This window comes from Ruminococcus sp. 1001713B170207_170306_F1, from assembly GCF_015668065.1.
Taxonomy (GTDB): Bacteria; Bacillota; Clostridia; order Lachnospirales; family Lachnospiraceae; genus Blautia_A; species Blautia_A faecis.
This window is the reverse complement of record NZ_JADPEX010000025.1, coordinates 61,997-75,255: the sequence shown is the minus strand read 5'-3', so window position 1 is coordinate 75,255 and position 13,259 is coordinate 61,997. Positions and strand designations below refer to the sequence as shown.

Annotated in this window: 10 protein-coding genes; 7 read left to right on the top strand and 3 right to left on the bottom strand. The window is 44.4% G+C overall.

Annotated elements, in window-relative coordinates; genetic code table 11:
- Positions 1–105 precede the first annotated feature (105 nt).
- Positions 106–936: an AraC family transcriptional regulator gene (locus I4V84_RS14790; RefSeq protein ID WP_195992741.1), complete on the bottom strand. Its 831-nt coding sequence runs from the start codon at positions 934–936 to the stop codon at positions 106–108.
- Positions 937–1,187: 251 nt separating this feature from the next.
- Between I4V84_RS14790 and dapF the strand changes: the two genes are divergently transcribed.
- From dapF to I4V84_RS14760, 6 genes are all read left to right on the top strand, one after another.
- Entirely contained in the window at positions 1,188–2,036 is an 849-nt protein-coding gene (dapF, locus tag I4V84_RS14785) for a diaminopimelate epimerase (RefSeq protein WP_195992739.1), read from the top strand.
- 522 nt (positions 2,037–2,558) lie between these two features.
- Positions 2,559–5,948, top strand: a complete 3,390-nt coding sequence (locus I4V84_RS14780) for a penicillin-binding Tp47 domain C-containing protein (RefSeq protein ID WP_195992737.1) — start codon at positions 2,559–2,561, stop codon at positions 5,946–5,948.
- A gap of 135 nt (positions 5,949–6,083) precedes the next feature.
- Complete coding sequence (locus I4V84_RS14775; RefSeq protein ID WP_195992735.1) at positions 6,084–8,036, top strand: FMN-binding protein; 1,953 nt, start codon at positions 6,084–6,086, stop codon at positions 8,034–8,036.
- Between the two features lie 3 nt (positions 8,037–8,039).
- Complete coding sequence (locus I4V84_RS14770; protein ID WP_195992733.1) at positions 8,040–8,675, top strand: FMN-binding protein; 636 nt, start codon at positions 8,040–8,042, stop codon at positions 8,673–8,675.
- Positions 8,672–9,460 (top strand): 4Fe-4S binding protein, encoded by a 789-nt coding sequence (locus I4V84_RS14765; RefSeq protein ID WP_195992731.1) that lies wholly within the window; start codon positions 8,672–8,674, stop codon positions 9,458–9,460. The genes I4V84_RS14770 and I4V84_RS14765 overlap by 4 nt, the downstream gene beginning before the upstream one ends.
- Before the next feature lie 193 nt (positions 9,461–9,653).
- Positions 9,654–10,709 (top strand): FAD:protein FMN transferase, encoded by a 1,056-nt coding sequence (locus tag I4V84_RS14760; RefSeq protein ID WP_243284124.1) that lies wholly within the window; start codon positions 9,654–9,656, stop codon positions 10,707–10,709.
- A gap of 151 nt (positions 10,710–10,860) precedes the next feature.
- Here I4V84_RS14760 and I4V84_RS14755 read toward each other — a convergent pair whose 3' ends face one another.
- Complete coding sequence (locus tag I4V84_RS14755) at positions 10,861–11,346, bottom strand: Gx transporter family protein (RefSeq protein ID WP_148461028.1); 486 nt, start codon at positions 11,344–11,346, stop codon at positions 10,861–10,863.
- Positions 11,347–11,349: 3 nt separating this feature from the next.
- The gene (locus I4V84_RS14750) at positions 11,350–11,718 is read right to left on the bottom strand and encodes a NusG domain II-containing protein (RefSeq protein ID WP_226815079.1); all 369 of its coding nucleotides are present in this window, start codon (positions 11,716–11,718) and stop codon (positions 11,350–11,352) included.
- 383 nt (positions 11,719–12,101) lie between these two features.
- Here I4V84_RS14750 and prfB point away from each other — a divergent pair.
- Positions 12,102–13,230 (top strand): peptide chain release factor 2 gene (gene prfB / locus I4V84_RS14745; RefSeq protein WP_173773538.1). Its coding sequence is split into 2 segments (ribosomal slippage): positions 12,102–12,176 and positions 12,178–13,230, totalling 1,128 coding nucleotides; the frame shifts between segments, so codons are not numbered across the junction.
- Positions 13,231–13,259: the final 29 nt, after the last annotated feature.

The window sequence follows — 13,259 nt, the reverse complement described above, 5'->3', positions numbered from 1 at the left end:
GTCGCAGTTAGCGATTAGTTCGCTGGAGCGTTGCGCCGGCGAGTGAGTAATACACATTGTCCAAATGCGTCCGCATTGAAGACCTTTTAATCCATTAAATAGCAATTATATTGTCTGGCTCGGCGCAATACCAAATTGTTTTTTATAGGCCCGGGAGAAGGTGGTATAGTCGGAGAAGCCGCTTAACTGGGCGGCCTTCAGGATGGGGGTGCCTTCGGAAATTTTTGTGCGGGCGAGAAGAAGGCGCTTGCTAATGATGTAGTTGTGGATGGTGTAACCGGTTTCCTCCTTGAATTTCCGCATCATGTGATATTTGCTCAGGTAGTATTTCCGCGCAAGGGTTTCAATGGAAAGATCTTCCGTAAGGTTGTGGTTAATATAACGGAGAAGCTCTTCTATCTGGGAATTACTGCTGTAGGAGCGAGCGTCGTAGATGTACTGCTTTTCCAGAAAAATGCGGTTTACATAAACCATGAACTGGGTAAAAAGAGCTGAGCCAAGAAGCTCGCTTCCAAATTTTTTGTCTTTCAGGGCAGCTTCCAGTTCGTAGAGAAGCTGCTTTAATTTTTCCTGAGTGTCAGAGTCCAGACGGATTAGATTGTAACTCCGGTCAATCGCCTTCTGAAAACAGCGGAGCAGTTCTGTGGATTTGATGTCGTTGCGGATCCATAGTACAAAACGTTCGTATGGAACCGAAAAATCAATTTCAGGTTTGTGGATGGCGTGACGGTTCACGAGGAGAATGTCCCAGGGCTTCAGGTAGTAGGACTTTCCCTCAATGTGGTAGGCTGCCTTTCCGGAAAGAAAGATGATCACCTTGTGAAAATCATGATAATGGTAAGAAAATTCTCGCTTGGTCTGGTCCTTGATGTGAAAAAGCCGGAAATCCTGCTCCAGATAGCCGGTTTTTTCAGTAGGTTCATTGAAAGAATTCATATGTTATGGCCCCTGTTTTAACTATAGTGTGTATGGAACCGCAAACTTTGCTTGCAGCTACGTTTGCGTAGCGTCATAATTCAATTCTGCGCTTGAAATATGACTTTATTATAAATGAAATACCGCATTTTTTGCAATATATTTCGCAAGTTATTCTATGTACATGGGAAAAATAAACGCTATACTGGATATATAAGATGTGATTTGAGAAAAAAGATCACGGGCGCTTCGTCAGAAAGGAATTGAAAACAATGAGAGACAGCATTATCATGACAAAATATCAGGGCTTTGGAAATGATTATCTGGTACTGGATGCGAAGAAAAACCAGCTTCAGCTGCAAGGCAAAAAAGTTGCGCTTCTTTGCCAGCGGGGGTTCGGACTTGGAGCGGATGGTGTGCTTTACGGACCAGTTGACATTAACGGAAAAATGGGAATGCATATTTTTAATTCCGATGGAAGTGAAGCTGCAATCAGTGGAAACGGTGTCTGTATTTTTGCAAAATATCTTATGGACAATGAGTATGTTACAGAGAAAAAATTTGCCATTGAGACCTTATCCGGAACAATCGAAGTAGAGTGTCTGAATGCCAGAGCGACAGAGTTCCGCGTAAACATGGGCAAAGCCTCTTTCCTTTCCAGAGAGATTCCGGTAACTGGCGAGGTGCGTGAGGTGATCGATGAGCCATTTACATTTAACAAGAAAGAATACAAAGCAACTTGTCTCACAGTAGGAAATCCACACTGCATTATTTTCATGGATCAGGTATCACCGGAAAAAGTAAGGGAACTGGGACCATATGTGGAAAATGCAGATGAGTTCCCGGAAAGAGTGAACCTGCAGATCTGCCGCAAGATTGACAAAGGAAATCTGGATATCGAGATCTGGGAGCGTGGCTCCGGTTACACAAAAGCTTCCGGTACAGGAAGCTGTGCGGCAGCCATTGCAGCCTACCGGAAAGGTCTGATGGAAAACAGAATCAATGTAAACCAGCCAGGTGGTATGATCCAGATCGACATTAAAGAAGACGGAACTATTTTTATGACAGGAACTGTTGGATATATTGCGGAGATGAGCGTGGCTGAAAGCTTTTTCTCATAGAAAGAAAATATGGTGTATGGCGCATCCAAACGGCCGTGTCTGTGTAGCAAAACGGCTGTTCTAAAACGTATTTGTGACCGCCAGAGGGCGCAAAATGCAGATATGGCAGAAAAGATAAATAAAAATGAAATTTAAAGGCTGCCAAAGGGAAATGATACACAGTATAATTTTTGTGCATCGCGTAGGAAGGCGGTGCAGCAGATGAAAAATCAGACAAGTCAATATGGCAGTTACTTAATTTTCGATGTACGAGAATCCAGGTATAGAAGTAAGAAGACTTCCGTGCCTGGATTTTTTTGCTGCAAATGAGTGTGCTGTCTGTAAGCGATGTCATTATATCTGAAGAGAGGAAAGTAATTAAAATATGGAGACAGAATCAGCTTGTCGGTATACGGAAGCCTACTCTTGTTGATAAAAAAAGTGCAATGTCTAAACTAAAAAAAGATAGACATTTCTAACACAATTCTGTAAAATAAACAAAGGTTAGAAAATACTAATAGCAGTTAAACAAGGAGGAAGAGGATGGCTGACAAAAAGTTATTAAGAAAAATTGCTCCGATCATTATGAGTGCAGCTGTAGCGATGACCAGTTCACCGGTTGGAGTTATGGCAGAGGACTTTACTTCTGGAGAAGCAGCTGTTGAGGTATCTGAGGAGACTACATATGGTTCTGATGAGATTTCAGACGACTATGACGAATCATCAGAGGCTGACGGTTCAGCAGATTTTGCTACAGACACAGAGGATGGTTTTGAATCTGGAGAAGCTGCAGAAGAGGAGTCTGGATTCGAGGATGGCGAAACCGGAGACACAGAAGATGCTTTTTTAGCAGACACTGAGGGCGAAACCAACAATGAAGCGGGAGCTTTGAAAACAGTGGAGGATGGTCAGATCGTACTGATGAACATTCCCTATGAAGCTTTTTACAGATCTGAGTTGAAAAACAATGATGTAAAAGTAGATGCATTTACATCCGCGACGAAAGCAAAAACAAAGATGAGCGGCGTGATGAATGGAAATGCTGCTTATCATACAAGCGCGGAAGGAAATGAACTTGCAGGTGTTACTTTTCCGGTAAAAGTGAATAAAGCTTCTGATTTGAAAAATTTTAAACAGATTACAGACAGCACTACTATAGAGATTACTACGAACATGAAAGGCCAGGTAAGTACTAATACATATACGGGTGCAGCGGCTCTTATTGAACAGCCAAGCTATACTTATTATGTTCCGGCAGAAACTCCTGCATATTACAAGGAAATGAGCGTAGATGAGAACGAAAATATTTCTTTTGGCGCTGTTCAGGGAATGTCCGAACAGAATGTTAGTGTGAATGCTGAATTAAAGCTTAATTCCAAATATGGAGATTATCAGCTTGAGCTGGATGAGACAGCAGTAAAGGCAGTAGTAAATGCATCTAATGGTGATAAGATTTATGGTGTAATCATCAATACAACAGACGGAACCACTTATGCACTCCGTCATCTTGAGAATATCTGGAAAGGAAAAGAACTTGCATGGAGCACCGGCTTTACAACAGAATCTCACGGTTGCCCAATAAGCTCTGACCACTACAAATCCATGATGGGAAAAACTATTTCCAGCGTAACGTACTATACGGATAAGGGGGAAATTAATTTTGATATTCCAGATACTTATGTTCCGGTAAAAACAGGTGTCAGTGCAACCGTTGACAACATCAAGGTAACAGATGCAGAGGTTAAAGTTGAATTATCTGAAGCACTTCCATCTGATTATTCAAAGAAATATGCAGTTGATGATGTGGAAGCAGCGACAACAGAGACAGGAGTAAAGGTTACAAATCTTACACCTGGAACACATACTTTAACAATTTCGGATGCCAATGGAAAATATGCTTCCATCAGCACTACTTTCACAGCAACAACAGATGTTATGCCAGCTGCATACGATGAGTATGAGGGAAAACTGGTTGCTGCAGCAGACATTACAGCAGAGCAGTTTGCTGCATATACAAAGGCTGTTTCAAAAGTAAAAATTGGTGAAAAAGAGTATGCTGCAAGCAAAAAAGGTTCTGTGAAAGTAGTTCAGGGAGACGGATCTCTTGATTACTCTAAAACAGAAGTAAAAGATGGAGATACCGTTACCGTAAGTGCATCTGGATATGCAGATTTCTCATTTGTTTACAACGAAAACGTATATGTATACGCAGGTCTTACCTGGGCTGAATACTGGTCTTCCGAGGATGTATACAATGCAGGCTCCACAGCTTCTTCTGAAGAAAAAGACAGAAGAGGTGAGTCAGACCTTGGAGCATTTGATGCTGTGTCAAGAGCAACTGCAAACCATGGGCTTCACAGAGGAAGCTTCCAGGCAATCGCGGTTCTTAATGGAAAAACAGTTTCTCACTGGAGCGCAGACGGAAAAACAGTTTATTATGCCGATGGAACATCAGAAGTATTTAACCGGAACAATGTAACCGGATATACCGTAACTGGCCTGAAATATGTACCGGTTGAGATTAAGAGAGCTGACCTTGCTGCTTTTGCAGAAAGTCATGCAATTGTAAAAAATGGCGGACAGCTGATCGGCGGTTATGGCGAGAAAGAACTGAAATCCTATGAAGCTGTTGCAAATGTAACTGCAAATACAAATGGTTTGAAAAAAGTTACAAAAGCTGAAGACGGAAGCTTTGTAATCGGAGCAAGACAGAACGGAACTGAGTCTGGTATCAAAGATGCAGAGCTGAAAGTGGCAGACGGAATTACAGCAACTGTAAAACCTGGAAATGGTTCCTATGGTGAGTTCCTGAGAGTTGACCTGACTGGAAACTATGGCGATCTTGGTGCACATATGCAGTCTGTTGAGTGGGCATATTATGGAAATGATTCCACTTATACAAACAGACTTGCAAACTATGGAACAAAATTTGCAGCTGATAACTGGATGCATAAAATGATGGGTATCCAGCTTGGTCTTACAGAATCAGGAAGATGCAAGCTTCCGGAAGGAACTGACGGAACTGGTTACTGGATCCTTACTGTTCATGCCCTTGGATACCAGGATTACGTTGTAAAATTCCAGGCAACAGCTGAGAATATTGCAAAACCTGCAGGTGATGCAGATTCCACACCACTGGAAAACATTATCGCAGAAGCAAAAGCCCTGAACGAGGCTGATTATACTCCGGAGAGCTGGGCTGCTGCAAAAGACAGCATAGCAAACGAGCTTGAAGAGTGTGAGGAAATGCTTGCAAATATTAAGAATCAGACAACTTATGGCGTAGAAGAGCAGATCGGACATTTAAGAGAAGCTCTTAACATGCTTGTAAAAGCTCCAGCTCCAACTGCAACGCCGGCACAGCCGACTGCAACACCAGTCCCGGCAAAGCCGACCGCAACACCGACCCCGGCACAGCCAACTGTAGCACCTACACAGCCAACTGCAACTCCGGCACCGACTGCAGCACCGGCCAAAGGAATTACAGCAACTGCAAAAGCTTCCACAATTTACACCAAAGGAAAAACCTCTACAACCATTACGGTTGTAAAAAATGATGTAACTGGAAAAGTTAAATTTACATCCAGCAACAAGAAAGTGGCGACTGTTTCCTCCAAAGGCGTTGTAAAAGCGAAAAAAGCGGGAAAGACAACCATTACTGTAAAGGTTGGAAATTACACTAAGAAGGTAGTAATCCAGGTTAAGAAACCTTCTCTGAAGCTTGCAAAATCTTCTGCAACAATCAAGAAAGGCAAAACAGTAAAAATCAAAGCAACCGCAACACCATCCGGAAAAGTAACATATAAGTCTAGCAACAAGAAAGTAGCGACTGTTACTGCAAAAGGTGTTGTAAAAGGTAAGAAGAAAGGTACTGCAACCATCACTGTTACAAGTAATGGAGTATCTAAGAAATTCAAAGTAAAAGTAAAATAATGATTACAAAGCTTTTACGATAACAAATAATACTTGTGCAAAAACAAGGCAAAGGAACGGGGGCCGTTTTTAACAGCCCCTGCTTTTGCTTGTAAAAAGAAACTTATTTTGCTACATATTTTAACAGGAGACAGCATGAAAAAACGAGACAGTGATAAGAATCCTTTTGAAAAAAAGAATCTGGTGAAACTTGCTCCAGCAGCAGTGGTTATTGCGGCTGTGGCTGCAGCAGGTGCTCAGGCTGGCAGCAGTGGAAAAGAAGTGACTGCTGAAACCAGAGAGGTTGTAAAATCCCAGGATCTGGAATCGCTTCTGAAAACAGCCTATTCCTATGAGGCAGCAGATGACGAGGCAAAAGAGGAGAGTCTGCTGAAAGCAGGCAAAAATACATCATCATCTTCAAAGAAAAAAACCTCCAAAATTTCAAAGAAAAAAAGTGGTATAAAAAAAGGAAGCTCAAAGACCCTTCCAGTAAAAACGGCTGCATCTTCAGGGGTAGGTCAGGGCTCCACCACTACACCAACTACAGAAGTTCCGGAAGGCGGCTATAAAGATGGAACTTACCAGGGCAGCGGTACTGGCTTTGGAGGAACGATTACCGTACAGGTAACTGTATCAGATGGGAAAATCACAGCTGTTGATATATTGAGTGCCTCAGGAGAAACAGGCTCTTATTTTGCCTCCGCTCAGGGCGTTGTAAGTAAGGTTTTATCAAGCCAGTCCCCGAATGTGGATGCAGTCAGCGGTGCAACTTACTCCTCAAACGGAATTATCCAGGCAGTACAGAATGCCCTTTCACAGGCAGGAAACAGTGATTCTGCCACACCAACTCCAACGCCAACGCCAAAACCTGCAAAGAAACCGAAGAAAGATACTTCTGTCAGCTATAAAGATGGCGTATATGAGGGACAGGCAGAAGGCTTTGATGGAACCGTAACGGTAAAGGTTACAATAAAAAATGGAAAAATCAAAAAAATAAGCAACACAAATACAGATACACCTGAATTTTTTAATAAAGCATGGAAAACAATCAAGTCCAATGTGATTTCCAGACAGAGTACTTCTGAAATTGATACTGTAAGTGGGGCAACATTTTCTTCAAATGGAATTCTCGGAGCTTTATCCCAGGCTCTTTCAAAGGCTGATCAATCAGGAACTACAGACTCAAAGGAAGAAGATATAACTCCAACCCCGACTACTGTACCTGATGAAACTGTAACACCAATTCCAACGGAGATTCCACAGCCTACCAAGACTCCGGATAATCCGTCAGATGAGCAGCCGGTTGTAAATCTTTTGAAAGATGGCACCTATACAGGGTCTGCAATGGGATATTCCGGACAGGTTAACATAACACTGACGATTAAAGATGGAAAAATTACGGAAGTAACCAATACAAACTCAGATACCCGAAGCTTTTTCAATAAGGCATGGAGATCCATACAGCCTAAAATACTGGAAAAGCAGAGTACAGAAGGAATTGACACTGTAAGTGGTGCAACATTTTCTTCTATGGGAATTCTGGATGCGTCCAAAATAGCATTGGAGCAGGCAAAAAATACAGAGGTACAGCCTTCAGTAACGCCAGAGCCCACTGAGGCGCCGGATTCCACCGAGAAGCCAGAACCCACAAATACGCCAAAGCCGACTTCTGTTCCGGAACCAACGACTGCACCGGAGCCTACAGCTGTACCAGAGCCTACTGAAACGCCAGCGCCAACTTCTGCACCGGAACCGACGGATACACCGGAGAATTCTGTGACGCCGGAACCGACAGCTACGCCAGAACCCACGCCTGTGCCTGCTGGTGCATATACAGATGGAACCTACACTGGCATTGGAGAAGGCAATGACGGACCAGACAGTGTACAGGTTACCGTAACAATATCCGGAGGACAGATTGTGGGAGCAACTTATTTTTCCTATGATGATGAAGAATATGCAGATACAGCCTGGGAGGGAATTCTTGGACAGGTTATGGGAAAGCAGTCCGCAGACAGTGTAGATACAGTATCTGGATGCACATATTCCTCCCAGGGATTTATTCAGGCATTTAGAAATGCATTAAATCAGGCAAAAGGAGCATAACCCATGAAATACCAGAGTTTTATTATGAGAGTTTTATGTCTGCTTCTGATCGTTGGTGTCGTTCTTGGCTACAACTCCATGCAGAAAAAAGATAGTGATACCGAAAAAGACCAGCAGATCGCCAGTCTGACAACCAGAGTGGAGGCCTTGGAAAAACAGCAGGATGAGATATTAAGTGCCCTTGAAGAGGCTGCAAAAGCGCAGGAAGAGGCGAAGAAAAAGGCAGAAGAGGAAGCGAAGAATCAGAAAGCCCAGACGGAAGAAGCGGCTTCCGGGGATGCTTCCGAGGACGCGAAAAAAGATGACAAAAATACAGATGAGACAGAGGCTGAGGACGCTTCTTCTGAGGAAGAAAGTGAAGATCTTGTCTACAAAAACGGAACCTACACAGGAGACGGCCAGGGCTTTGGCGGCAATATCCAGGTTCAGGTTACACTTGAAAATGACACGATTACAGACATTCAGGTGGTAAGTGCACCAGGCGAAGACTCTGCATACCTTTCCCAGGGACAGGGCGTGGTCAGTACCATTCTGGCTGCCCAGAGTACAGATGTTGACACCATTTCCGGAGCAACCTTCAGTTCCACTGGAATTATCAACGCTGTAAATGATGCACTTGGAAAGGCGGAAAATCAATGAAAAAGAGACAGAGAAAAATCCGGCTGATCCGTGCCGGCATCCAGCTTCTGTTTTTCATTTTTGCTCCGGCACTTTTTTCCACAGCATTTGCAGGCGTGAAGTCCGTTTTTCAGGCAATCGCAGCACATCAGGCAATCAGCTGGAATTCCTTTCTGGATGTGATTGCCGTGCTGCTGGTGGTAACCTGCCTGTTCGGACGGCATTTCTGCGGATATGCCTGCGCATTTGGTTCCCTTGGGGATGCATTGTACGAGCTGACTGTGTTTATCCGCCAGAAGGTTTTTCATAAAAAAGGCCGTCACGGATACTCAGAAAAAGCCATCCGCATTTTGCAGAAGGTGAAATATATCTGGCTTCTGGTGCTTCTTGTATCTATCCTTACCGGCTGGTACAGCAAGCTTCAGGGCATGAGCCCCTGGGATGTGTTTTCCATGCTCACCGCTGGCAGACTTCCCGGTGCTGCCTACAAGGTGGGGATTGTGCTGCTGATTCTGCTCATGATCGGAATGTGCACTCAGGAAAGATTTTTCTGCCAGTTCCTCTGCCCAATGGGCGCAATTTTTGCTATAATGCCTATAGCGCCCTCTGCGCTGTTCAACCGTGACAGCGGCACCTGTCCAGCGAAATGCGGAGCCTGCAAAAAGCGCTGTCCTGCTCATCTGGACATTGACGGTGATACCCCTCTCTCAGGAGAATGTATCTGCTGCCACGCCTGCCAGGGAATCTGCCCGAAGAGGAACATCCGGATCGGGATTCCGAAGGCGAAAGATGAGAGCCTTTTTTAAACACGAGCTGGGAAAAGATGGGCGAACGCTATTGGAAAATAAGAGAAAATAAAATCAGAAAGAACAGGATATGAGTAAAAAAAGAAGTAAAGTAAGATTTCAGAATGAAGTCGATTTAATTAAGGTACATTATAAAAAGCAGTCCAGAGGTCAATCACTTACCTGCTTGGATATGTTTAATGGGAGAAGGAATTTGAGAAAGAGAAGTGCGGCAGGAATTCTCTGCAGCAGCCTGTTTCTCACTGTCATTTCTGCAACAGTACTGGGAAAAACCACTACAGTTGTTTATGCTGCTGACGTAGAAAAATACACCAACGCAGATTTCGCAATGGACACGGTAGTTTCCGAAACCCTTTACACCTCAGGCGCGGACATCAATACCCAGATTGGTGAAAAGCTCCGCGAAATGGAAACCACCCTCCTTTCCTGGACAGAGGAAAACTCCCAGATTTCCCAGCTGAACAATGCTGATGGCAAGACCATGGAAGTTTCTGATGATCTTGCCGCCGACCTTGAGAAAATCCGCCAGCTTTCCCAGGATTCCAACGGTGCTTTTGACCCCACCCTTGGAAAAATTATCCGCCTGTGGGACATTGCCGGCGAGAACCCTCATGTCCCAGATCAGTCCGAAATCGACACCCTTCTTCCCGAAGTGGGCTACGAGAAAATTCAGGTGGACGGAAACAATGTAACCCTTCTTGATGGCTGTACCCTGGATCTTGGTGCCGTTGGAAAAGGCATGGGCTGTGATTTGATCATGGATTACCTGCAAACCCAGCCAGATGTCTTCGGTATGATCCTGAACCTTGGCGGCAGCAGTGTCATGACCTACGGCGAAAAGCCCGACGGCTCCTCCTGGAAAGTAGCCCTTACCGATCCCCGTGACACGGAAGGCGACTATCTTGGAGCCATCACCCTGGACGCCAACCAGTTCCTTTCCACCTCCGGCGACTACGAAAAATACTTCATAGAAGATGGAATTCGCTACCACCACATCCTGGATCCAAAGACCGGTTACCCCGTCCAGAACGGTCTCACCTCCGTCACCATCGTCTGCGACCAGGGCTATCTGGCCGATGGTCTCTCTACCGCCTGTTTCGTCCTTGGTATGGACGCCGCGAAACCCCTTCTGGAGAAATATGGCGCAGAAGCTGTATTTGTAGACGAAGATAAGAATGTATATGTGACAAGTGGATTGATGGATAAATTCGAATTAATGAAAGACGGATACACAGTAAACGAAGCATAAGTTGTCCATGATAGATTCGTAGAAAATGATAGCTTACGGAATAACGAAAAGAGCTCCAGAGAATAGTCAAAAACTATCGCCAGGAGCTCTTTTTCAACTAACAGCATTTGGGCTGAATATATTCAGCCCAGATGCGTACGGTGGTAACATCTCACGGAATTCTCTTAAGAACTTCCTTCGTCAGCACTCCAATCAGCAGTCCTGTAATCACTCCCGACACCATCAGCGCCGGAGCATAATAATACAATAGTCCCACCGTATGCGTTGCCGGAATCGCCACCAGCAGCTGACCGATGTTATGGGAAACGCCACCAGCCACACTTACACCCAGCTGCCCGAATCCAATCTTATTTTTCACAAAAACCATCACAATCAAACTAAGGGTCGCCCCCGCCAGGCTATACATAATACTGGAGCCGCTTCCAAACATAAAACCGATAATAAAAATTCTCACAATGGAAACCAGCGCCGCTTCTTTCCACGTATACCTCTCCAGCACAAAAAGCACCGCCAGATTTGCAAGCCCTAGTTTCATTCCCGGAATTCCCGCAAAAAACGGAATCAACGATTCCACATACCCGAAAATAATGGCAATGGCTGCAAACAGCCCAAGATACGCTGTCTTTTTCTGATTCATCACTTACACCACTGCGTCAAATCCACTTTCGGAATCCTGTGAATCTGAATCGCCCTCTCCCTGAATGACTACTCTGTTTGGCAGGCACACAATATATCCGCCTGCACTGCCCACTGCCGGCTGCTTCATGCAAAGATGATCCGGGCAGTCCGCCTCTGTCATCTTTACCTCGCCGTCCTTAATTTCACACACATTGGTATCCCCAATCTGGATCACCTGATCCTCCGCCAGTGAATAAGTCCCATAAAGTTCCCCATCCACCGTAATCTGGATCGACCCATGAGTTCCATGTGGAACCGCATAAACAAAAATACAAAGCACCACTGAAATAACCAATAGTGCACCAATAAATACCGCTTCTTTCTTCTTCAAAAATGATACCTCTTCATTAATAGCTTTAACCAAAATCATCATATCATAGAACCATGTTCCACAAACGAACCATTAGTTTATGATATAAGAAATACAGAGATTTTTCAACCTATTCTAAAATCCATTTTTGAGAAAAAATCGCAACAGAGAGAATGACTGTTATTCACAGAGGAAACGGTAACGGGTGGCTGTTCCTTTCCACACCGCTTTTTATTGTAATTTTCCACGGAATATGCTATTGTATAGTTTGAAAGTCTGTGTGCCGTGCGGATCGCGGGAATGATTTTTCAAACACGTTCCAGGCCGGCGGCATTGTTGAAGAAATGTAACGATTCAGAAAACACTGGACAGTTACACAGAAATATTAGAAAGAAGGTGAAGCTATGGTTGAATTAGACCAGTTCAAGAGCATTCTTGCAACATACACAGAACCATTAGTGGAAGTGAGGGATTCACTTTGACCTGGCTAACAAAGAAAAGCGGGTTGAAGAATTAGAGCGTGAAATGGAAGCGCCTGATTTCTGGGACAATGCAGAAATATCCCAGAAGAAAATGAAAGAATTAAAGAGCATGAAGGACGACATGGAAACCTATCAGAATCTGGTAACCCAGAAAGAAGATATGGAGACCCTGATCGAGATGAGCTATGAGGAAAATGATCCGTCCATGATCGAAGAAATCCAGGAAATGCTGGATGAGTTCCAGGCACAGTTTGACAGTATCCGTGTGAAGACACTTCTTTCAGGAGAGTATGACGGCGAGAATGCCATTATCAAACTGAATGCAGGAGCTGGTGGAACAGAAGCCTGCGACTGGTGCAGTATGCTGTATCGTATGTATACACGCTGGGCTGAGCGCAAGGGCTTTTCAATCGAAGTTCTGGACTATCTGGACGGTGATGAAGCTGGTATAAAATCTGTTACGTTCCAGGTAAACGGAGAGAACGCATACGGACTTTTGAAGTCTGAGAAAGGTGTTCACCGTCTGGTACGTATTTCCCCGTTCAATGCGGCTGGAAAGCGTCAGACTTCTTTCGTATCCTGCGATGTAATGCCGGATATTGAGAAAGATCTGGACGTAGAGGTCAATGATGAGGATATCCGTATTGATACCTACCGAAGCAGTGGTGCCGGCGGACAGCATATCAACAAGACCTCATCCGCTATCCGTATCACTCATTTCCCAACAGGAATCGTGGTACAGTGTCAGAATGAGCGTTCCCAGCATATGAATAAAGATAAGGCTATGCAGATGCTGAAAGCGAAATTATATCTTCTGAAACAGCAGGAAGCAGAAGCCAAGCTTTCCGGAATCCGAGGTGAAGTAACGGATATCGGCTGGGGCAACCAGATCCGTTCCTACGTTATGCAGCCATATACCATGGTCAAAGATCACCGTACCAATGAAGAAACCGGAAATGTAGATGCAGTTATGGATGGTGCCATTGATATCTTTATTAATGCATATCTGAAATGGATCGCACTTGCGAAGAGACCTGCAGAACAGCAGTAAAAGCATGCTGCTGTTCACGGAGTGAACGG

Bases quoted from the DNA above. Each gene is read 5' to 3' on its own strand.
- I4V84_RS14790 (WP_195992741.1), bottom strand. From the start codon at position 936: ATGAATTCTTTCAATGAACCTACTGAAAAAACCGGCTATCTGGAGCAG.
- dapF (WP_195992739.1), top strand. From the start codon at position 1,188: ATGAGAGACAGCATTATCATGACAAAATATCAGGGCTTTGGAAATGAT.
- I4V84_RS14780 (WP_195992737.1), top strand. From the start codon at position 2,559: ATGGCTGACAAAAAGTTATTAAGAAAAATTGCTCCGATCATTATGAGT.
- I4V84_RS14775 (WP_195992735.1), top strand. From the start codon at position 6,084: ATGAAAAAACGAGACAGTGATAAGAATCCTTTTGAAAAAAAGAATCTG.
- I4V84_RS14770 (WP_195992733.1), top strand. From the start codon at position 8,040: ATGAAATACCAGAGTTTTATTATGAGAGTTTTATGTCTGCTTCTGATC.
- I4V84_RS14765 (WP_195992731.1), top strand. From the start codon at position 8,672: ATGAAAAAGAGACAGAGAAAAATCCGGCTGATCCGTGCCGGCATCCAG.
- I4V84_RS14755 (WP_148461028.1), bottom strand. From the start codon at position 11,346: ATGAATCAGAAAAAGACAGCGTATCTTGGGCTGTTTGCAGCCATTGCC.